Source organism: Pseudomonas rosaeacicularis, assembly GCF_057128745.1.
The window spans coordinates 42,699-63,840 of the sequence record NZ_JBSKHT010000005.1; the positions used below are offsets into that span (position 1 = coordinate 42,699).

A 21,142-nucleotide genomic window follows, 5' to 3' on the forward strand; every position below is an offset into this window, starting at 1 on the left:
GTGAATGAGGACAAGTGAAATGGGTAAGAATGTCGTAGTCCTGGGCACCCAATGGGGTGATGAGGGCAAAGGCAAGATCGTTGATCTGCTGACCGAACACGCTACTGCGGTAGTGCGCTATCAAGGCGGCCACAACGCTGGTCACACCCTGGTGATCGACGGCGAAAAAACCGTTCTGCACCTGATTCCGTCCGGTGTTCTGCGCGAAGGCGTTCAGTGCCTGATCGGCAACGGTGTCGTGGTTGCGCCTGATGCACTGATGCGCGAAATCACCAAGCTGGAAGAGAAAGGCATTCCGGTGCGCGAGCGTCTGCGCATCAGCCCGTCCTGCCCGCTGATCCTGTCCTACCACGTCGCGCTGGACCAGGCCCGTGAAAAGGCCCGTGGCGAGCACAAGATCGGTACGACCGGTCGCGGCATCGGCCCTGCGTACGAAGACAAGGTTGCACGTCGCGGTTTGCGCATCGGCGACCTTTTCCATCGCGAGCGTTTCGCGGCCAAGCTGGGCGAGTTGCTGGACTACCACAACTTCGTTCTGGTCAATTACTACAAAGAGCCGGCGATCGATTTCCAGAAGACACTCGACGAGTGCATGGAATACGCCGAGCTGCTCAAGCCAATGATGCTGGACGTCACCGCTGCGCTGCACGACATGCGTCGCGCTGGCAAAGACATCATGTTCGAAGGCGCTCAAGGTTCGTTGCTGGACATCGACCACGGCACCTATCCGTACGTGACCAGCTCCAACACCACCGCTGGCGGTATCGCTACCGGTTCGGGCATGGGGCCGATGTACCTGGATTACATCCTGGGCATCACCAAGGCTTACACCACGCGCGTGGGTTCAGGTCCGTTCCCGACTGAACTGTTCGACGACATCGGTGCATTCCTGGCCAAGCGTGGCCACGAGTTCGGTGCTACCACTGGCCGTGCCCGCCGTTGCGGCTGGTTCGATGCGGTGATCCTGCGTCGCGCTATCGAAATCAACAGCATCTCGGGCATCTGCCTGACCAAGCTGGACGTGCTCGACGGTCTTGAAACCATCAACATCTGTGTGGGCTACAAGAACGAAAACGGCGCTGTGATTGACGCGCCGACCGACGCTGACAGCTATATCGGCCTTGAGCCGGTGTACGAGCAAATTCCAGGCTGGTCCGAGTCGACCTTGGGCGCCAAGACCCTGGAAGAGCTGCCGGCTAACGCTCGTGCTTACATCAAGCGTCTGGAAGAGCTGGTTGGCGCGCCGATCGACATTATTTCGACGGGGCCGGATCGCAACGAAACCATCGTTCTGCGTCATCCATTCGCCTGATAAGCCGTTGAAATACAAACAAAGGGTCGCCCAGGCGGCCCTTTGTTTTGCCCGAATTATTTCGTTGCCCGCAACGGCACGGCACTTGCTGTAGAAACCGTCAGAAAAGATGCCATCATTTTAATGGCGCTTGTTGTGGGGGAATTGCCCGTGTCAGCCGTCCTATCGCTTTTGCGCAGCCGCTTACTGCGCCCCGTATTCATTGCTCTTGGCATTGCTCTTTTGGTGCAGGTGTTGGTGGCCGTCGCCCTGACCCGGAGCACAGTCACAGCGCTGGAGGCGGATCTCGCTGCGCGGCTGGGTGTAGATTCGCAACACTTGTCATCGGAACTTGAGCAGGCCAGTCGCGACGTAACGGCCAGCCTCGATAATCTTTCGCAAAATACACGCCAGCGCCTCAGCGTTGGTCTTTCCGCGCGTCTCAAGGATGAGCAGAAACAGCTACGAGCGACCCTTGAGAAAGATCTCCACGATTCGGCGACCGACATGGCAGAGCTACTCGCCGCTGTCTCACCTCGCGCCATGTGGGATGGCGACACCCCAACACTTTCTGAATTCGCTCGCCGAGCGCAGCGCAATCCCAACGTGCTCTTCGTTGTGTATGACGATGCCCAGGGTGAGCATCTGACGCGCTATTTGAACCGGGACAATGAGTCGATCAAGTCCTTGCTTGCCAAGGGCGAGGGTGATCGGGCGATGGACAAGGTCCTGAATGCCGCCAAGAACGATCCGTCTGTGTATTACGTTGAAGCATCGATCAGCCCCAATGGTGTAGAGATCGGCAAGGTGCGCATGGGTGTATCAACGGCCACCGTGGAAGAAAACCTGGCGGCGCTGGACAAGCGCTTTACCGCATTGATCGGCAACGGCGAGCAGATGGTCACTGAGAGTCTTGCGGGTGCCGCAGCAGAAAGCTCGGCAGCGCTGCGCACACGTCTCGAATCGGCGCAAACCGCTGCGTCAGCGATGGCGAGCAATACCACGACAACGGTGCAAGAAGCGGCTCAGACTTTGCGCTGGCGAATAGGGCTTGGCTTGGGCCTGATAGGTTTGGGCGTATTGCTGGCGCTGGCCGTTGTGCTGGGGCGTCGTGTTGTCAGCAAGCTTCACCTGCTCATCAGCGCGCTCAATGATTTGGCAGCAGGCGAGGGCGATTTGACCAAGCGGGTGAGGCTCAACAGCAATGACGAAATCGGCGACATGGCTGCAGCCGTCAACCGCTTCGTCGACAAGCTTCAGCCTATTGTTCGTGAAGCGGGCGACGTGGCTCAGCAGACCGGTGTGGAAATCGGCGCGCTAAGCAAGCGCAATGCTGGCGCCAGTGCTGCGGCCGAATTGCAGCGCGATGAAGTGGCTGCAAGTCTTAACGCTTTGGCACAAATGGCAGACGAAGCCCAGTCGGAAAGCCATGCGATGCAGGCCGCGCTCAAGCAAGTGGTGGACATTCGTCAGGCCACTGATGAAACCACGCGCACATCAAATCAGGTGGGCAGCCTTATCGAAGCACTGGCCGGGCAGGTTGAAACCGGCTCCAAGGTCATAGAACGTCTGGCGCAGCAGAGCGAGCAGATCGAGGTGGTGCTGGAGGTGATTCACGGTATCGCCGAGCAGACCAATCTGCTTGCACTGAACGCGGCCATCGAAGCTGCGCGTGCGGGTGAAACCGGTCGCGGGTTTGCGGTTGTGGCGGATGAAGTGCGGGCGCTGGCGAGCAAGACGCAAAGTTCGACGGGTGATATTCAAGCGCATATTGGAGCACTGCAATCTGGAGCCAAAGAGGCTGTGGCAGCGATCGGTCTGGCAGGGCGTCAGGCAAAGGAGGGTCTGGCTGTGCTGCGAGATAGCGCCCGGCTTCAGCAGTCTGTGCAAGCATCGGTCGAGCAGGTGCACGCGGCTATTGGATTGGCAACGCAAGCCGCGGCGCATCAGGCTGAGGGCGCGCACAAGGTAAGAGGGCGCGTGGAGGTGATCCATGCTCAAGCCGAGCGTGCGGCGCAGGCAGTCGTCGAGACTACTGCGAGCGGCAAGGCGCTGGATAAGCTGGCGGCGCAGCTCAAGGCCAGTCTGGGACAATTCAGGGCTTGATGGGCTGCCTGGGATTGGCTACCCCAGAAAGCACAAAACCGAGCGCTGGGCTCGGTTTTGCAGGTTTGGTGCCCAGAAGAAGACTCGAACTTCCACGACCTTGCGGTCACCAGCACCTGAAGCTGGCGTGTCTACCAATTTCACCATCTGGGCAATGCGCTGATTTAATTAGATTTATGGAGCGATTGCAACAGGAATTTAGTAATTGGCGATCAGGATGGGTTTGTCGCGCAGTGATTCATCAGGGCGGGCTTGCCAGTGACGGACCAGTCAGGCGTACGGGATACGTTGGGCGTCCGGATTCATCGCGGGCAAGCGTGCTCATGTGGCCGTCATTGCGGCAGGAAAAAGCGGGCATGGGTCTTGGACTGATCTACGCTGAGCGTTGGGTGATCCGTTTGAATGTTTTTTAAATGCCAGAAAGCACAAAACCGAGCACTTGGCTCGGTTTCGTTGAATTGGTGCCCAGAAGAAGACTCGAACTTCCACGACCTTGCGGTCACCAGCACCTGAAGCTGGCGTGTCTACCAATTTCACCATCTGGGCAAGTCGTTGATTTCAATCGAAAAAACGGTTGACTTCAACTACAACGTGGCGCTGCCGTCGTTGTGGGGCGCATCTTACGGAGGAGATTAGGGGCTGTAAAGCCCTGTTGTGAAATATTTTTTTGAAATAGCAAGAACACCCAGCAAATGGTGTCTTCGCGTTTCAATCGGGTATATGCCAAACTAAATGCATACAGATAAGGTGAACTCATTCTAATGGCCGATTGGCAGTCCCTCGATCCCGAGGCCGCTCGTGAAGCGGAAAAATACGAAAACCCTATTCCCAGCCGTGAGCTGATTCTCCAGCATCTTTCCGACCGCGGTTCGCCGGCGAGTCGTGAGCAGCTGGTCGAAGAGTTCGGCTTGACGACTGAAGATCAGTTCGAGGCCTTGCGTCGTCGCCTTCGCGCAATGGAACGTGACGCTCAACTGATCTACACCCGCCGCGGGACATACGCGCCGGTCGACAAGCTCGACCTGATCCTTGGCCGTATCAGCGGTCATCGCGATGGCTTCGGCTTCCTCATCCCGGATGACGGCTCCGATGATTTGTTCATGAGCCCGGCGCAAATGCGCCTGGTGTTCGACGGCGACCGTGGGCTGGCTCGGGTTTCCGGTCTCGACCGTCGCGGTCGTCGCGAAGGCGTGATTGTTGAAGTAATTTCCCGTGCGCACGAAACCATTGTCGGCCGCTATTACGAAGAGGCTGGCATTGGCTTTGTGATTCCGGACAACCCAAAGATCCAGCAAGAAGTGCTGGTGACACCGGGTCGTAACAACAGCGCCAAGATCGGTCAGTTCGTCGAAGTGAAGATCACTCACTGGCCAACGCCGCGCTTCCAGCCGCAGGGTGATGTGGTTGAAGTGGTGGGCAATTACATGGCGCCCGGCATGGAAATCGATGTCGCGCTGCGCACCTACGACATTCCGCACGTCTGGCCTGAAGCCGTCCTCAAAGAGGCCGCCAAGCTCAAGCCGGAGGTCGAAGACAAAGACAAAGAGAACCGTGTCGATCTGCGCCATCTGCCGTTCGTAACCATCGACGGTGAAGACGCTCGCGACTTCGATGACGCGGTTTACTGTGAGGCAAAGCCCGGCAAGCTGCGGTTGTTCTCGGGTGGCTGGAAGCTCTACGTCGCCATCGCCGACGTCTCCAGTTACGTGAAGCTCGGTTCGGCGCTGGACGCCGAATCGCAAGTCCGTGGCAACTCGGTGTATTTCCCTGAGCGCGTTGTGCCGATGCTGCCAGAGCAGTTATCCAACGGCCTTTGTTCGCTGAATCCGCACGTCGACCGCTTGGCCATGGTTTGTGAGATGACTATCTCCAAAACCGGCGAGATGACCGACTACGTATTCTACGAAGCGGTGATCCATTCCCATGCACGGCTGACCTACAACAAGGTCAGCACGATCCTTGAGCATTCGAAGACCGCCGAAGCAAAACAGCTTCGTGGCGAGTACGGCGATGTCGTGCCGGACCTCAAGCAGCTTTACGCGCTGTACAAGGTGCTGCTCGGTGCGCGTCATACCCGTGGCGCCATTGATTTTGAAACGCAGGAAACCCGAATTATTTTCGGTACCGAGCGCAAGATTGCCGAAATTCGTCCGACCACCCGCAACGATGCCCACAAGCTGATCGAAGAGTGCATGCTGGCGGCGAACGTTGCCACGGCCGAATTCCTCAAGAAGCATGAAATTCCTGCGCTGTATCGTGTTCACGATGGTCCGCCACCGGAGCGTCTGGAAAAGCTGCGCGCGTTCCTGGGCGAGTTGGGCTTGTCGCTGCACAAAGGCAAGGACGGTCCTTCTCCGAAGGATTATCAGGCGCTGCTTGAAACCATAAAGGACCGCCCGGATTTCCACCTGATCCAGACCGTGATGCTGCGTTCCTTGAGCCAGGCGGTTTACAGCTCGGACAATCACGGCCACTTCGGCTTGAATTACGAGGCGTACACGCACTTCACCTCGCCGATCCGTCGTTACCCTGACTTGCTCACGCACCGCGCGATCCGAAGCGTCATTCGCTCCAAGCAGGACACGCCGCACGTACGTCGTGCCGGTGCGACCGTGATCCCTAAAGCGCGCATCTATCCGTACGATGAGGCAGCGCTTGAGCAGTTGGGCGAACAGTGCTCGATGAGCGAGCGTCGTGCCGATGAGGCTACGCGTGACGTGGTCAATTGGTTGAAATGCGAATACATGAAGGATCGCGTCGGTGAGTCCTTCCCTGGCGTGATCACTGCGGTGACTGGTTTTGGTCTGTTCGTTGAGCTGACTGACATCTTCGTCGAAGGCTTGGTTCACGTGACTGCTCTTCCGGGCGATTACTACCATTTCGATCCGGTTCATCACCGTCTGGCAGGCGAGCGCACCGGCCGCAGCTTCCGTTTGGGTGACACCGTTGAAGTGCGCGTCATGCGCGTTGACCTCGACGAGCGCAAGATCGATTTCGAAATGTCGGAGAAGACCACCAGCGCGCCGATTGGCCGCAAACGTCGTACGTCCGAGCCGACTGCTGCACCTGCCGAAAAAGAAAAGGCTGCGGCACCTAACAAGTCCGGTCGTCGTGGTTCTCCCGCCAAGGCTAAGGCGCCTGCTGCGACCGAGGCTTACCGGCCCAGCGATGCAGCGGCAAAAAACGCAGAAGTTCGCAAAAGCCGGGAGCTGAAAAAAGCTCTGCTGGCAGACGCGAAGGGCGGTAGCAAGGCACCGTCGGGAAAGTCGAGTAAGGCTGGCGCTGATTCCGCGCCATCCGGCAAATCAAGCAAGCATCGTAAAGGCCCGTCGAAATCGGGCTCCGCTCCTGCTGCCAGTGGCGGCGGAGTGCGTAAACCTAAGGCCAAGTCATGAGTCAGCTGGAAAAAATCTACGGCGTGCATGCCGTAGAAGCGCTATTGCGTCACCACCCCAAGCGGGTCAAGCAGGTCTGGCTGGCGGAGGGTCGTAGCGATCCACGGGTTCAGGTGATCGTAGAGCTGGCGACCCAGAGCAAAATTTCGGTCGGTCAGGCCGAGCGCCGTGAGATGGACGTCTGGGTCGAGGGCGTTCACCAAGGCGTGGTTGCGGAAGTGAGTCCGAGCCAGGTCTGGGGCGAAGCGATGCTCGATGAGCTGCTGGATCGAACCGAAGGCGCGCCGCTTATCCTCGTGCTCGACGGCGTGACCGATCCGCATAACCTGGGCGCGTGCCTGCGCACTGCCGATGCGGCGGGTGCGTTGGCTGTTATCGTGCCCAAGGACAAGTCCGCAACGCTGACCCCTACCGTGCGTAAAGTGGCCTGCGGCGCAGCAGAGGTGATTCCTCTGGTAGCTGTGACCAATCTGGCGCGCACGCTGGAAAAACTCCAGCAGCGCGGCCTGTGGGTAGTCGGCACTGCTGGCGAGGCGGAGCTTGAGCTGTATCAGCAGGACCTGACTGGCCCGACGATCCTGATCATGGGCGCTGAAGGCAAAGGCATGCGCCGTTTGACCCGTGAGCATTGTGATTATCTGGTGCGCCTGCCGATGGCGGGTAGCGTCAGCAGTCTTAACGTTTCTGTCGCGACAGGTGTTTGCTTGTTTGAGGCCCTGCGTCAGCGCAGCGTTAAGTCCGCCAATAAGAAGTGATGACTATGTAGGAGCGCGCTTGCCCGCGATTTAGGCTTGATGCGGTTTGTCAGGTCGATCGCAGTAAGCCTCGCGGGCAAGCGCGCTCATACATCTAGCACTATCCGTCACCTGTTCAAATAATCACCAATTGCCTTGCGCCTCTCTCGACCCTTCTCTACAATTGCGCCCCTTGCTGTGACGGCAGGCGCTCACGTGCCTGTCCCTGTGCAAGACAAACCAGTGTTATTCACTCCTTGTCTGACCGCTATATGGCGGCAGGCTACAACCCGTAAGGAGCATTCATGCGTCATTACGAAATCATCTTTCTGGTTCACCCGGACCAGAGCGAGCAAGTCGGCGGCATGGTTGAGCGTTATACCAAGCTGATCGAAGAAGACGGCGGCAAGATCCACCGTCTGGAAGATTGGGGCCGTCGTCAACTGGCCTATGCAATCAACAATGTTCACAAGGCTCACTACGTGATGCTGAACGTTGAGTGCACCGGCAAGGCCTTGGCTGAACTGGAAGACAACTTCCGTTACAACGACGCTGTGATCCGTAACCTTGTCATCCGTCGCGACGAAGCCGTTACCGGTCAGTCCGAAATGCTCAAGGCCGAAGAAAACCGCAGTGAGCGCCGTGAGCGTCGCGACCGTCCTGAGCACTCCGACAGCGCCGATGGCGATGACGGCGACAACAGTGACAACAGCGATAACGCTGACGAGTAATCCACGGACCTTTTGAGGAGCCTATTACATGGCACGTTTCTTCCGTCGTCGTAAATTCTGCCGCTTCACAGCTGAAAACGTGAAGGAGATCGATTACAAAGATCTCAACACTCTGAAAGCTTATGTATCTGAAACCGGCAAGATCGTTCCAAGCCGTATTACTGGTACCAAAGCTCGTTATCAGCGTCAGCTGGCTACCGCTATCAAGCGCGCCCGCTTCCTGGCCCTGCTGGCCTACACCGACAGCCACGGCCGCTGAGACCAGGTAGTCGACAAGCAGTAAGGGATAGATCGCATGCGCGCGTTGGCTGACTTCATTATGCGCGGCCGCATGCAGGCCATCCTTGTGATGGTTGGATGTGCGGCGTTGCCGCTGTTGTTTTGGGTAAGTGCTGCTGCGGGGTGCCTTGTGCTCCTGCGGCGCGGGTTGAGTGATGCCGTTGGCGTCCTCGCCTGGGCGCTGCTACCGGCCTTGGTCTGGTGGTATTTCGGTGAACCACGCACGCTTATGGTGTTGCTCGGTTCATTGGGATTGGCTGCAGTGTTGCGTGCCAGTGAGTCCTGGGTACGTGTGCTGTTGGTCAGCGTGGCAGTGGGATTGTTGTACGCAGTGATTCTAGGAGCGGTTTTCCGCGAACCTATCGAAGCCATGGCGCTGGAGTTGCAGAAACTCCTGCCGCATGTCCTCGGTGAGGTCTACCAGCAGATGTCGGTAGATGAGCGAGCGCGTCTTGGGGCACTGATTGCACCGGTCTTGAATGGCCTGATAGCGGCTTTGTTGCAAATCGTCAGCGTGTTGTGCCTGCTTCTTGGGCGTTACTGGCAGGCGTTGTTGTACAACCCAGGTGGTTTCGGGCGCGAATTTCGCAGTCTGAAACTCCCGCGGGTACCGATGCTGGTGCTGTTGGTGTGCATGCTGGTGGGGCCGAACTTCGGTCCGCAGCTGGCAATGTTGACACCGTTGTGCAGCGTGCCGCTGGTATTTGCGGGACTGGCCTTGATTCACGGTATGGTCGCTGCGAAGCGATTGACCCGGTTCTGGCTAGTAGGGTTGTACGTCACGCTGTTGCTGTTTATGCAGCTGATCTATCCGTTGCTGGTGGTGTTTGCCATCGTCGACAGCCTGATTGATTTTCGCGGCCGGCTGGCGTCGAAAGACGCCGATAACGGTTCTGCGAACGGTGAAGGTTAAAGTTAAGAGGTTATTACCCAAATGGAACTGATCCTGCTGGAAAAAATCGCCAACCTGGGCAACCTGGGCGATAAAGTAAACGTTAAGGCTGGTTACGGCCGTAACTTCCTGCTGCCTTTCGGCAAAGCGACCGCTGCGACTGCTGCCAACCTGGCTGCATTCGAAGAGCGTCGTGCAGAGCTTGAAAAAGCCGCTGCTGACAAGAAAGCATCTGCCGAAACGCGCGCTGCCCAACTGGCTGAGCTGGAAGTGACTATCACTGCCACTGCTGGTGACGAAGGCAAGCTGTTCGGTTCGATCGGTACTCACGACATTGCTGACGCACTGACCGCCTCCGGCGTTGAAGTTGCGAAAAGCGAAGTTCGTCTGCCGAACGGCACCATCCGTAACGTCGGCGAATTCGACGTTGCTGTGCACCTGCACAGCGATGTTGAAGCTACCGTCCGCGTTGTTGTGGTGGCTGCTTAAGCAGTTTGATTCCCGCGCTTTGTGCGGGAGTCCAAGCGTCTGGCGACTTGTGCGTCAGGCGGTTAACATCGGGCACGATCCTGTTTTCAGGTCGTGCCTTTTGTTTTTCTGCTTATCCTGATTTTAAAATCCCTGATTCTGTGTGGCCATGAACGATATCTCCGCCCCCGAGCAATACGACCTGCAAACTGCTGCCCTGAAGGTGCCGCCGCATTCCATCGAGGCCGAACAGGCCGTGCTCGGTGGTCTGATGCTGGATAACAACGCCTGGGAACGCGTGTTGGATCAGGTGTCGGACGGCGATTTCTACCGGCATGACCACCGTTTGATCTTCCGCGCCATCGCGAAACTGGCTGATCAGAACAGCCCCATCGACGTGGTCACGCTGGCAGAGCAGTTGGACAAGGAGGGCCAGACCTCTCAGGTCGGTGGTCTTGGATACCTCAGCGAGCTGGCAAGAAACATTCCTTCGGTCGCCAACATCAAGGCCTACGCGCAGATCGTTCGCGAGCGGGCGACTCTAAGGCAGTTGATTGGCATCAGCGCCGAAATCGCCGACAGCGCTTTTAATCCCGAAGGCCGTTCCGGCGCCGAAATCCTCGATGAGGCCGAACGACAGATCTTCCAGATCGCCGAAGCCCGGCCCAAAACCGGCGGTCCGGTCAGCGTGAATGACCTGCTGACCAAAGCCATCGATCGCATTGATACGTTGTTCAACACCGATAATGCGATCACGGGGCTTTCCACCGGTTACACCGACTTGGACGGCATGACCAGTGGCTTGCAGCCGTCCGACCTGATCATCGTTGCCGGCCGTCCATCGATGGGTAAAACGACTTTTGCCATGAACCTGGTGGAAAACGCGGTACTGCGCAGTGACAAGGCTGTGCTGGTGTACTCGCTGGAGATGCCTGGCGAATCGCTGATCATGCGTATGCTCTCTTCGTTGGGGCGGATCGATCAGACCAAGGTCCGTGCGGGCCGGCTGGAAGATGATGACTGGCCTCGCCTGACATCGGCAGTCAACCTGCTTAATGACCGCAAGCTGTTCATCGATGACACCGCTGGCATCAGCCCTTCGGAAATGCGTGCGCGCACCCGGCGTCTGGTGCGTGAGCATGGCGAAATCGGCTTGATCATGATCGACTACCTGCAACTGATGCAGATCCCGGGTTCCGGTGGCGATAACCGGACCAACGAAATTTCCGAAATCTCTCGCTCGCTTAAAGCCCTGGCCAAGGAATTCAACTGCCCGGTTGTCGCGTTGTCCCAGCTCAACCGCTCCCTTGAGCAACGTCCGAACAAACGTCCGATCAACTCCGACCTTCGGGAATCCGGAGCAATCGAGCAGGATGCGGACGTCATCATGTTCGTGTACAGGGATGAGGTTTATCACCCCGAGACCGAGCACAAAGGTATTGCCGAGATCATCATCGGCAAGCAGCGTAATGGCCCGATCGGCACGGCGCGGCTGGCGTTCATCGGCAAGTACACCCGCTTCGAAAACCTGGCGCCGGGCAGTTACAACTTCGACGACGAGTAAGTGCGCGCTTTTTGTTTTGTTGGAGCGAGGCTTGCCCGCGAAGCTGACAGGCGCGGAGTGTCAGATAAGCCGCGGTAGCAGCTTCGCGGGCAAGTCGGAATGCCGCCCACTCGCTCCATCGATTGGAATCAAGCCGTAAACGTCCGACCGCCGTAGTCGGATTTGATCAAAATTTGTGCTATATTCCGCGCCCGCGATTTTCCAACGTGCAAACACGTAGGTCCTGACATGCAAGCAGCCAAGCCGTTATTTGACTATCCGAAGTACTGGGCCGAATGTTTCGGGCCAGCGCCATTCCTGCCGATGAGTCGGGATGAAATGGATCAGCTTGGCTGGGACTCCTGCGACATCATCATTGTCACCGGTGATGCATACGTCGATCACCCCTCGTTCGGCATGGCGATCATTGGCCGGCTGCTGGAGTCGCAAGGCTTCCGCGTCGGAATCATCGCCCAGCCAAACTGGCAGTCCAAAGACGACTTCATGAAGCTAGGCGAGCCGAATCTGTTCTTCGGCGTCGCGGCCGGCAACATGGACTCCATGATCAATCGCTACACCGCGGACAAGAAAATCCGCTCCGACGACGCCTACACCCCCGGCGGCATGGCTGGCAAACGTCCGGACCGCGCGAGTCTGGTGTACAGCCAGCGCTGCAAAGAAGCCTATAAGCACGTGCCGATTGTCCTCGGGGGTATCGAGGCCTCGTTGCGCCGCATCGCCCACTACGATTACTGGCAAGACAAGGTTCGCAACTCGATTCTGATCGACGCCGCCGCCGACATTCTTTTGTACGGCAACGCCGAGCGCGCGATCGTCGAGGTTGCACAGCGCCTGTCCTATGGTCATAAGATCGAAGACATCACCGACGTGCGCGGGACGGCGTTCATTCGTCGCGACACGCCCGTAGGTTGGTACGAAGTTGACTCCACGCGTATTGATCGTCCGGGCAAAGTCGACAAGATCATCAACCCGTACGTCAATACTCAAGACACCGAAGCCTGCGCCATTGAGCAAGACAAGGGCCCGCTTGAAGACCCGAACGAAGCCAAAGTCGTTCAGATTCTGGCGAGCCCGCGCATGACCCGCGATAAGACGGTCATCCGTCTGCCGTCCATGGAAAAAGTGCGCAACGATTCGGTGCTGTATGCCCACGCCAACCGCGTGCTGCACCTGGAAACCAACCCAGGCAACGCTCGGGCCTTGGTCCAGAAGCATGGCGAAGTCGACGTCTGGTTCAACCCGCCGCCGATTCCCATGACCACCGAAGAAATGGACTATGTGTTCGGCATGCCATATGCACGCGTTCCGCATCCTGCGTATGGTAAGGAAAAGATTCCTGCCTACGACATGATTCGTTTCTCGGTGAACATCATGCGCGGTTGCTTCGGCGGCTGTACGTTCTGTTCGATCACCGAGCACGAAGGCCGAATCATTCAGAACCGTTCCGAAGAGTCGATCATTCGCGAGATCGAAGAGATCCGCGACAAGGTGCCAGGCTTCACCGGCGTCATTTCCGACCTCGGCGGGCCGACCGCAAACATGTATCGCATCGCGTGCAAGAGCCCGGAAATCGAATCCGCGTGCCGCAAGCCGTCCTGCGTGTTCCCCGGCATTTGCCCGAATCTGAACACCGATCACTCGTCGTTGATTCAGCTGTACCGCAGCGCCCGCGCTTTGCCGGGTGTGAAGAAGATTTTAATCGCGTCCGGTCTGCGTTACGACCTGGCTGTCGAATCACCGGAATACGTGAAAGAGCTGGTAACCCACCACGTTGGCGGTTACTTGAAGATCGCCCCGGAACACACCGAGGAAGGTCCGCTCAATCAGATGATGAAGCCGGGCATTGGCAGCTATGACAAGTTCAAGCGCATGTTCGAGAAGTACACCAAGGAAGCGGGCAAAGAGCAGTACCTGATTCCTTACTTCATCGCGGCCCACCCGGGCACCACCGACGAAGACATGATGAACCTCGCGCTGTGGCTCAAGGGCAACGGCTTCCGTGCTGACCAAGTGCAGGCGTTCTATCCATCGCCGATGGCGACCGCCACTGCGATGTATCACTCGGGCAAGAACCCGCTGCGTAAAGTGACGTACAAGAGCGATTCGGTCACCATCGTCAAGAGTGAAGAGCAGCGTCGTTTGCACAAGGCCTTCCTGCGCTATCACGACCCGAAGGGCTGGCCGATGCTGCGTGAAGCCCTTGTGCGCATGGGCCGTTCCGATTTGATCGGTTCGGGCAAGAATCAACTGATCCCGTCGCATCAGCCCGAGACTGACAGCTATCAGAGCGCCCGACGCAAGAACTCGACGCCGTCCGGCAGCCACAAGGTTGGCAAGACCACGCTGATTCAAACGCAGCACACCGGCCTGCCACCGCGCGCGAGTGACGGCAGCAAGCCGTGGGACAAGCGCGAAGAAGCCAAAGCCGCCGCGATGGCGCGGAACAAGCAAGCGGCCAAGGAGCGTATGGACGCGGCGAAAGGTGGCAAGCCTAACGGCAAGCCTCCTCGCAAGCCGGTCTTCCCGCGCTAGTTATCAGATTGCGTGCAAAACCAAACGCCAACTTCCGAGTTGGCGTTTTGCGTTTCAAATGGGCGAGTTTTCGCGAATGTTCCAGCCGTACTTGATCGGTCCACCGTCCTTACCGCCCTCGGCGTTTTGTGGCTGATAGGTAACCAGAACAGTGCCGAAGTTTAGCGCGATACTTTCTTTCGGAATTTCATCGCTGTTGCCGGCATCAGTGCCGTAGGAAACGACCATCACCTCCTTTAGCGTGATCGTCATGTATTCCACGGGGCTACCGCCACCAGCCTTGCGCAGCGTAAGGGTTGCTTCTGGGTAATGTTTGCCGGTTGAACAGGCCATCATCAAGTTGGGCGAAGACTTGTCCAGCGACTTGGTGAGACTGAGGTTATTGATGTTTACCTTGCCTGCGCCTCCACCGCCGCCTTGGTGCATGGAGCCCGATTGCGTCATTCCCCATTGAAGCGTGTGAATGTCGATTTCCTCTTTGTGAGCACTGTCCTTCGATTCGCCCTTGATGCCGCCCAACTTCAAAAACATATCAGTAGCCATCAGCCATTCCTTTGAGTGTCACGACGAATTGTCGTGCGACACTTTTTATCACCGGGCTTTTGATCGCAAGGCACTACAGGCAGAACGGGAGCAGTCCTACGCACTATCAAACCTCTTCCTACATTCGCATCCCTGACGACTACCTATCCTTGCCAGATCCGAACAGCAGATCTGAACAAACGTAGGGGAAAGGGATGAACACCATTCGGCTTCACGATGGATTTTCGGTTGCACGAATGAATACTCGGCAACGTATAGAGAACACCATTGACCTTAACCGTCTGTACCGCGTCATCGACAGTGATCCGGCAATTGTCGGAGCGGGCGTGGTTTACATCGATGCCGACTTCAACGTGATCACCCTGCGGGAGTTCCAGTCGATCTGTAGCGTAGCGATCAAGCGGGTCATTCTTCGAGAGCCTCCCAGATATATGGGCGCGCAAGAGTTTGCTAAGGTATTGGAGACAAGACCGCGTGAGTCCGAACTAGCATTTGAGGCTTCGGGAATGACGGTTGCATGCATCGGGGCAATCATCAGTTGGAGCGTTATAGCAACCTCCGGCACGGTGCTGATTCCGTTTAGCGCTGGCACAAGCACAGTGGTGGCCTATATCGGCTTCGCTGCCGCGCTAGCCACTACTGCCCAATGCCTCAATGGCGCTTATAGGACGCACCTTGAAGTAAACGACCCTGAATACAAAGACGATCTTGATAGCAAGGCATGGTACGAGGCGGCTGCATTTGCGCTAGATGCCATTTCTCTCTTCGGAGTGGCGATTACGGTAGGTGTCACATTCAAACTCATAAGCACTGCGAAAGCATCGACAGGTAAAAACATTCTGCAGCTTCTGCGCGGTTTAAACAGGCAAGAGCGTAAAGCGCTGACTAGGGAATTGCTTCTTATCAAAGATCCGCGTCTGACGCCCAAGTTGCTAAAGCTGAGGCAGGCTGCGGGCGAGTTGCCTGGAAGGTTTACCCCAGTTCAAATTAGACAAAGTACAAAAATACAAATAGCAGACTGTGTGAGTATGCTGCCCGACGTGGCCGGTAGTTTCATGTCTGGAATTTTGAAAGTAATAGCCATTGGCATATATCAAGAGGTAACTAATGAGTGATTATGTCAAGATGGAGCAGTATCGTCGGCGTTACTTATCGATGTGTGCTTGTAATATTTTTGTTTCCTTTCTTTCGGTGGGTTTTGCGCTATGGGTCGGCACAACTATTTATCTGGATTATTTTCCCACCGCCCAAGTGGAGCGGTTTTTGCCGGTAGTGGGTTTCGGGTGCGCGGCATTAATATTTCATTGTAATTTCATGATTGCCGGAGGGAGCGGCGTTTGGTTGAAAATCGCATTAGCTATTTTGATCCTCTGTATAGCTATCGTGTTGGTTGCTATCGCACTTGGCGCAAATGTTCTGAACTGCGCGCTTGCATTTTTTTTTCCTCTGTCAGGTCTGCTGTTGTTTAATAGCAAACGACATAAAGGGTTTTGTCTGAGATTCACAGAGTTAAGAAGCCAGCTTGAGCGCATGAATCAAGAGGGAGGCGGTAAAGCTATCACGTCCAAAGTTAGCTCAATAGAAGATGGCAGTTCCGGTCTTAAAAAGAAAACGTCAAAGCGAGAAACTGCACTTAACAACCGACTCAGGGCTCACGCGGAAAAATCTGCTGCTTTCAAGAAAAAAAATTCTATTTTGAGAAAGCTGGGTACTTCGATATATGCGTTTATGTTGGTTTCTATTATGGGATGTGGGTTATACCTTGCATACGAAAGTTTCGTAAGCGGTGTTACCTCGTTAGGCGGTAGAACCGGTCCGGTCGTACGCTACTCAGCTGCTAGTAACCCAGGTATGTATTGGTTTGCCATGTTTGTCTATGCATTCACAGTAATGATCGGAGCCGTCGGTTTGCGGCTGCAGTTTTTTTTTCGCAAATTGGAGCGTGGCGAGTAGACCAGAAATTGGCATGCCAACTGAGCATATTTCCTCGAAGGGGCATACCGACGCCTCATTGAAGCGTCGCTGCTTCGCATCGCTACTATGACTACTGGCAGGACAAGGTTCGCAACTCGATTCTGATAGACGTCTGCGCTGACATTCTTTCGTACGGTAACGCCGAGCGCGCGATCGTCAAAGTTGCCCAGCGCCTTTCCTACAGGCAGATCGAAGACATCACCGATGTGCGCGGCACGGCATTCATTCGTCGCGGTACACCGGCGGGCTGGTACGAAGTTTACTCTACGCGCATTGATCGTCCGGGCAATGTCGACAAGATCATCAACTCGTACGTCAACAAGCTCGAAGAAGCAAAGCCGTCGCCATGGCCCGCAGCAAGCAATCGGCCAAGGAGCGTATGGACGCGGCGAAAGGTGGCAAGCCTAACGGCAAGCCTCCTCGCAAGCCGGTCTTCCCGCGCTAAAGCGTGAGCAGTAAACGAGACGCCAACTTTCGAGTTGGCGTTTTGCGTTTCAGATTTTGACGTTTGATTCCGAGGCACTACAGCAAGAAGGGGAGCGATCCTACGTACTATCAAGCCTCTTCCTGCAGCCCATAGGTCGCTGACTGCTTATTCTCCCGGCCTCATGAATCAGCGAGGACAAGGGATGATCTCGGTAAACCTACGAACGAATGCGGTCGCGGTATGCGAGACGGTGAGCCAGTCATGAGGCCGTTGCAGTATTTGTTGTTCTTGGGGGACTATTTCCCGACATTCATGGTCGGGATATTTTTGTCGCTGTTCTCACTAGCCACTGCTGAATTACTGGTCGTTGACGCCTATTTCAGAGATGTACCGCTGGAAGTCAGCACAATTTGGCATTTCGGAGTCCTGATGAGTGGGACGGTTTTAACATGCGTTTGCCATTTCTCTTTGGTGTATGGACGGCCGCAGTGGGTTTGGAGCGTGGTTGCCGTATTCCTCGGATGCCTTCTGGCGGTATTGCCAACCATTGAGCACAGACCGCACAAACTCCTCTATATCTTGGGTGTGCTCTTTCCGCTGCTTGGATTGCTGAACCTAAACTCAAACCGCCATCGGGAATTTCGTAAAGTTGTTGTCTTCGTTCGTTATAAACGCGAACGTTTTCTAGGAATTCGTAGAGCGAGGATGCGCCGTCTCAAAGCCGAACGCCGCAAATAACCCCACCCGCCCCCTTTCCGTGCGACCCTTGCACGGTCAGTCGCCGCTGGCGCGATTTTGGTGCTGTGCTTAGCTGAGCGGGCAGCATCTTTGCCGGAGCCGCAGGTGCTTTGCCCGGATGGCATAAGTCTTGCGCGGCTCCGTTACCGTTTAGGCTCGCAGGAGGCACGCCGTGTCGATTCATATTGCCTTGCACCACGTCACGCATTACCGCTACGAACGAGCGGTAGAACTGGGTCCGCAAATCGTACGCCTGCGTCCAGCAGCGCATAGCCGCACGCGCGTTCTGTCCTATTCGCTGAAAGTCCTGCCTGAAAATCACTTCATCAACTGGCAGCAGGACCCGCAGGGCAATTACCTGGCGCGGTTGGTCTTCCCTGACAGGACCACTGAATTCCGGGTTGAAGTAGATCTGGTCGCCGAGATGGCGGTCTTCAATCCGTTCGACTTTTTCCTTGAACCCTACGCCGACAAGATCCCGTTCACCTACGCAAGTGAAGAGCAGCGCGAGCTTGCGCCGTATCTGGAAAAACTGCCCCTGACGCCGAAGTTTCAGGCGTATCTGGACAGTATCGACCGCACCCCGATCCCGGCCATTGACTTCCTTGTAGGTCTCAACCAGCGTCTGGCGGCGGACATCGGTTATCTCATCCGCATGGAGCCGGGCATTCAGACGCCTGAATTCACGTTGGAGAACGCCTCTGGCTCATGCCGTGACTCGGCCTGGCTGTTGGTGCAGTTGCTGCGGCATCTGGGGATGGCGGCGCGTTTCGTGTCTGGCTATCTGGTGCAACTCAAGGCGGACGTTCAAGCCCTCGATGGGCCATCCGGCACCGATGTTGACTTCACTGATCTGCACGCCTGGTGCGAAGTGTATTTGCCCGGTGCAGGCTGGGTTGGACTGGACGCGACTTCAGGTCTGTTCGCTGGCGAAGGTCATATTCCGCTGGCCTGCAGCCCCGATCCGTCATCCGCCGCGCCGATCAGCGGGCTGGTTGAGCCGTGTGAAACCCAATTCAGCCACGAAATGTCGGTTGAACGGATCTGGGAAGCGCCGCGGGTCACCAAACCGTACACCGAAGAACAGTGGCTGGAAATCCAGGCTTTGGGTCGCCAGATTGACAGCGATCTGGTGCGCGACGACGTGCGCCTGACCATGGGCGGCGAACCGACGTTCGTGTCTATCGATGATCGCGATGGCGATGAATGGAACACCGCCGCGCTGGGCCCGAAAAAACGCATTCTCTCTGCCGAACTGTTCCAGCGCATGCGTAAGCATTATGCGCCGCAGGGGCTGGTGCATTTCGGTCAGGGTAAGTGGTACCCCGGCGAGCAGCTGCCTCGTTGGTCGTTGAACTGCTTCTGGCGGCGCGATGGGCAGCCGGTGTGGCGCAATACCGCGCTGATCGCTGACGAGCAGGAAGATTACGGCACCGACAGCGAGATGGCCGGGCGTTTTCTGCGCAGCGTCGCCGAGCGCCTGAAGCTGCCGTCGCGCTACGTATTCCCTGCCTTCGAAGACAACTTCTATTACTTGTGGCGCGAAGGTGCGCTGCCGGCAAACGTCAGCGCCCAGGATTCGCGTCTGGAAGACGAACTGGAGCGCGCGCGTCTGCGCAAAGTGTTCTCTCAGGGGCTGGATAAGGTCATCGGCTACGTCATGCCGTTGGCGCGCGATGCCGCTGACGAGCATTGGCAAACCGGTCGCTGGTATTTGCGCGACGAACACTGTCGTCTCGTGCCGGGCGATTCGCCGCTGGGCTATCGCTTGCCGCTGGCATCCCAGCCGTGGGTCAAGGCCGCAGAATATCCCTACATCCACCCGACCGATTTCAACCAGGACTTCGCTGACCTGCCCGGTCGCGATGCGCTGAACGCTCAAGTCGATGCGTTGACTGAGCGTACTGACACCCATGCAGACCGTGCCCCGGAAATCGACGAATCTGCCGAATGGCTGACCCGCACGGCGCTGGGCGCAGAAGTGCGTGGCGGGCGTCTGTACCTGTTCATGCCGCCGCTGGAAGGAGTGGAGGCGTATCTGGAGCTGGTCGCGGCCATCGAATCGACCGCCGAGGAGCTGCACTGTCCCGTGCTGCTGGAAGGGTACGAACCGCCCCACGATCCGCGCATTTCTAACTTCCGCATCACCCCGGACCCGGGCGTGATCGAAGTCAATGTGCAGCCGTCCGCGACGTGGGACGAGCTGGTCGAGCGCACCGAGTTTCTTTACGAAGAAGCGCGCCTGACGCGTCTGACCACCGAAAAATTCATGATTGACGGACGCCACACAGGCACCGGCGGCGGCAACCACTTCGTACTCGGTGGCGCGACGCCTGGGGACTCACCATTTTTGCGCAGGCCCGACCTGCTGCGCAGTTTGCTCAGCTACTGGCACAACCATCCATCGCTGTCGTACCTGTTTTCCGGCCTGTTCATCGGGCCGACCTCACAGGCACCGCGTGTCGATGAGGCGCGTAACGACTCCTTGTATGAGCTGGAAATCGCCTTTTCGCAAATGCCCAAGCCGGGTGAGGAATGTGAGCCGTGGCTGGTGGACCGCTTGCTGCGTAACTTGCTGATTGACGTGACGGGCAACACCCACCGCGCCGAGTTCTGCATCGACAAGCTGTATTCCCCGGATGGCGCGACAGGGCGTCTCGGGTTGCTGGAGCTGCGAGCCTTCGAAATGCCGCCCCATGCGCGCATGAGCCTGGCGCAACAGCTGTTGCTGCGCGCACTGGTCGCCAAATTCTGGCGCGAACCTTATGCGCCGGCCAAGCTGGCGCGCTGGGGTACTGAGCTGCACGACCGCTTCATGCTGCCGCACTTCATCAATCAGGATTTCGCCGACGTCATCACTGACCTTAATGCAGCGGGTTATCCGGTGCGTGCCGAATGGTTCGCGGCGCACCTGGAATTCCGTTTCCCGAAAGTCGGCGATTACGCGGTCAGCGGCATCGAGCTTGAGCTGCGTCAGGCACTTGAGCCTTGGCACGTGCTGGGCGAGGAGGGCGCTGCGGGCGGCGCCGTGCGCTATGTGGATTCGTCGCTGGAACGTTTGCAGTTAAAGGTCAACGGCCTGCCGCCGCAGCGTTATCAACTGACGTGCAACGGCATTCCGGTTCCATTGCAGCCGACAGGTCGTGTTGGACAGTTCGTCGCTGGCGTGCGATATCGCGCCTGGCAGCCAGCCAATTGTCTGCAACCGACCATTCCCGTACATGCGCCGTTGATTTTCGACATCGTAGACACTTGGATGCATCGCTCTCTAGGCGGCTGCGAGTATCATGTCGCGCATCCTGGTGGCCGCAATTATGAAACGCTGCCGGTCAACGCCAACGAAGCCGAAAGCCGGCGCCTGTCGCGGTTCTTCCGCGTCGGCCATACGCCCGGCAAACTGGTGATCGAGCCTGTGTCGATCAATGATGAGTTACCGATGACGCTGGACATGCGTCTGCATTAAAACCG

Annotated in this window: 15 protein-coding genes, 2 tRNA genes and 1 pseudogene; 15 read left to right on the forward strand and 3 right to left on the reverse strand. The window is 57.1% G+C overall.

Annotation, left to right across the window (positions count from 1 at the left end; translation table 11 throughout):
* Positions 1–19 precede the first annotated feature (19 nt).
* Together ACWKWM_RS08220 and ACWKWM_RS08225 are read left to right on the forward strand one after the other, a co-directional pair.
* Positions 20–1,312, forward strand: coding sequence for an adenylosuccinate synthase (locus ACWKWM_RS08220; protein ID WP_483845674.1), 1,293 nt, complete (start codon positions 20–22; stop codon positions 1,310–1,312).
* Between the two features lie 150 nt (positions 1,313–1,462).
* The gene (locus ACWKWM_RS08225) at positions 1,463–3,397 is read left to right on the forward strand and encodes a methyl-accepting chemotaxis protein (RefSeq protein ID WP_483845675.1); all 1,935 of its coding nucleotides are present in this window, start codon (positions 1,463–1,465) and stop codon (positions 3,395–3,397) included.
* Positions 3,398–3,463: 66 nt separating this feature from the next.
* Here ACWKWM_RS08225 and ACWKWM_RS08230 read toward each other — a convergent pair.
* Positions 3,464–3,550 (reverse strand) — tRNA-Leu (locus tag ACWKWM_RS08230).
* 306 nt (positions 3,551–3,856) lie between these two features.
* Positions 3,857–3,943: transfer RNA gene (locus ACWKWM_RS08235), tRNA-Leu, on the reverse strand.
* Positions 3,944–4,158: 215 nt separating this feature from the next.
* Here ACWKWM_RS08235 and rnr point away from each other — a divergent pair.
* From rnr to ACWKWM_RS08275, 8 genes are all read left to right on the forward strand, one after another.
* Positions 4,159–6,792 carry a ribonuclease R gene (gene rnr / locus ACWKWM_RS08240; protein WP_483845676.1) on the forward strand — a complete coding sequence of 878 codons (2,634 nt, stop codon included), beginning with the start codon at positions 4,159–4,161 and terminating at the stop codon, positions 6,790–6,792.
* The gene (gene rlmB / locus ACWKWM_RS08245) at positions 6,789–7,547 is read left to right on the forward strand and encodes a 23S rRNA (guanosine(2251)-2'-O)-methyltransferase RlmB (RefSeq protein WP_483845677.1); all 759 of its coding nucleotides are present in this window, start codon (positions 6,789–6,791) and stop codon (positions 7,545–7,547) included. The genes rnr and rlmB overlap by 4 nt, the downstream gene beginning before the upstream one ends.
* A 284-nt stretch (positions 7,548–7,831) precedes the next feature.
* Positions 7,832–8,257, forward strand: coding sequence for a 30S ribosomal protein S6 (rpsF, locus tag ACWKWM_RS08250; RefSeq protein WP_122851041.1), 426 nt, complete (start codon positions 7,832–7,834; stop codon positions 8,255–8,257).
* A gap of 28 nt (positions 8,258–8,285) precedes the next feature.
* Positions 8,286–8,516: a 30S ribosomal protein S18 gene (rpsR, locus tag ACWKWM_RS08255; protein ID WP_037015707.1), complete on the forward strand. Its 231-nt coding sequence runs from the start codon at positions 8,286–8,288 to the stop codon at positions 8,514–8,516.
* 36 nt (positions 8,517–8,552) lie between these two features.
* Complete coding sequence (locus ACWKWM_RS08260; RefSeq protein WP_483845678.1) at positions 8,553–9,449, forward strand: YybS family protein; 897 nt, start codon at positions 8,553–8,555, stop codon at positions 9,447–9,449.
* A gap of 21 nt (positions 9,450–9,470) precedes the next feature.
* On the forward strand, positions 9,471–9,917 hold the full coding sequence (gene rplI / locus ACWKWM_RS08265; RefSeq protein WP_483845679.1) for a 50S ribosomal protein L9: 447 nt from the start codon (positions 9,471–9,473) through the stop codon (positions 9,915–9,917).
* Between the two features lie 148 nt (positions 9,918–10,065).
* Positions 10,066–11,460 carry a replicative DNA helicase gene (dnaB, locus tag ACWKWM_RS08270; protein WP_268799322.1) on the forward strand — a complete coding sequence of 465 codons (1,395 nt, stop codon included), beginning with the start codon at positions 10,066–10,068 and terminating at the stop codon, positions 11,458–11,460.
* 228 nt (positions 11,461–11,688) lie between these two features.
* The gene (locus tag ACWKWM_RS08275) at positions 11,689–13,992 is read left to right on the forward strand and encodes a YgiQ family radical SAM protein (RefSeq protein ID WP_483845680.1); all 2,304 of its coding nucleotides are present in this window, start codon (positions 11,689–11,691) and stop codon (positions 13,990–13,992) included.
* 54 nt (positions 13,993–14,046) lie between these two features.
* Here ACWKWM_RS08275 and ACWKWM_RS08280 read toward each other — a convergent pair whose 3' ends face one another.
* Entirely contained in the window at positions 14,047–14,535 is a 489-nt protein-coding gene (locus ACWKWM_RS08280) for an Hcp family type VI secretion system effector (RefSeq protein WP_483845681.1), read from the reverse strand.
* Positions 14,536–14,729: 194 nt separating this feature from the next.
* Here ACWKWM_RS08280 and ssp4 point away from each other — a divergent pair, with 194 nt between their 5' ends.
* The 5 genes and pseudogenes from ssp4 to ACWKWM_RS08305 all read left to right on the forward strand — a co-directional run bounded on the left by ssp4 (position 14,730) and on the right by ACWKWM_RS08305 (position 21,137).
* Positions 14,730–15,650, forward strand: a complete 921-nt coding sequence (gene ssp4, locus ACWKWM_RS08285) for an Ssp4 family T6SS effector (RefSeq protein ID WP_483845682.1) — start codon at positions 14,730–14,732, stop codon at positions 15,648–15,650.
* Positions 15,643–16,488: a hypothetical protein gene (locus ACWKWM_RS08290; protein ID WP_483845683.1), complete on the forward strand. Its 846-nt coding sequence runs from the start codon at positions 15,643–15,645 to the stop codon at positions 16,486–16,488. The genes ssp4 and ACWKWM_RS08290 overlap by 8 nt, the downstream gene beginning before the upstream one ends.
* A 57-nt stretch (positions 16,489–16,545) precedes the next feature.
* A pseudogene (locus ACWKWM_RS08295) lies at positions 16,546–16,829 on the forward strand (YgiQ family radical SAM protein); the annotation flags it as partial.
* Positions 16,830–17,197: 368 nt separating this feature from the next.
* Positions 17,198–17,674 (forward strand): hypothetical protein, encoded by a 477-nt coding sequence (locus ACWKWM_RS08300; protein WP_483845684.1) that lies wholly within the window; start codon positions 17,198–17,200, stop codon positions 17,672–17,674.
* A 172-nt stretch (positions 17,675–17,846) separates the two neighbouring features.
* Positions 17,847–21,137, forward strand: a complete 3,291-nt coding sequence (locus ACWKWM_RS08305) for a transglutaminase family protein (RefSeq protein ID WP_483845685.1) — start codon at positions 17,847–17,849, stop codon at positions 21,135–21,137.
* Positions 21,138–21,142 lie beyond the last annotated feature (5 nt).

Excerpts from the sequence above, each read along its gene's own strand:
- ACWKWM_RS08220 (WP_483845674.1), top strand. The coding sequence starts at position 20 with ATGGGTAAGAATGTCGTAGTCCTGGGCACCCAATGGGGTGATGAGGGC.
- rnr (WP_483845676.1), top strand. The coding sequence starts at position 4,159 with ATGGCCGATTGGCAGTCCCTCGATCCCGAGGCCGCTCGTGAAGCGGAA.
- rlmB (WP_483845677.1), top strand. The coding sequence starts at position 6,789 with ATGAGTCAGCTGGAAAAAATCTACGGCGTGCATGCCGTAGAAGCGCTA.
- rpsF (WP_122851041.1), top strand. The coding sequence starts at position 7,832 with ATGCGTCATTACGAAATCATCTTTCTGGTTCACCCGGACCAGAGCGAG.
- rpsR (WP_037015707.1), top strand. The coding sequence starts at position 8,286 with ATGGCACGTTTCTTCCGTCGTCGTAAATTCTGCCGCTTCACAGCTGAA.
- ACWKWM_RS08260 (WP_483845678.1), top strand. The coding sequence starts at position 8,553 with ATGCGCGCGTTGGCTGACTTCATTATGCGCGGCCGCATGCAGGCCATC.
- rplI (WP_483845679.1), top strand. The coding sequence starts at position 9,471 with ATGGAACTGATCCTGCTGGAAAAAATCGCCAACCTGGGCAACCTGGGC.
- dnaB (WP_268799322.1), top strand. The coding sequence starts at position 10,066 with ATGAACGATATCTCCGCCCCCGAGCAATACGACCTGCAAACTGCTGCC.
- ACWKWM_RS08275 (WP_483845680.1), top strand. The coding sequence starts at position 11,689 with ATGCAAGCAGCCAAGCCGTTATTTGACTATCCGAAGTACTGGGCCGAA.
- ACWKWM_RS08280 (WP_483845681.1), bottom strand. The coding sequence starts at position 14,535 with ATGGCTACTGATATGTTTTTGAAGTTGGGCGGCATCAAGGGCGAATCG.
- ssp4 (WP_483845682.1), top strand. The coding sequence starts at position 14,730 with ATGAACACCATTCGGCTTCACGATGGATTTTCGGTTGCACGAATGAAT.
- ACWKWM_RS08290 (WP_483845683.1), top strand. The coding sequence starts at position 15,643 with ATGAGTGATTATGTCAAGATGGAGCAGTATCGTCGGCGTTACTTATCG.
- ACWKWM_RS08300 (WP_483845684.1), top strand. The coding sequence starts at position 17,198 with ATGAGGCCGTTGCAGTATTTGTTGTTCTTGGGGGACTATTTCCCGACA.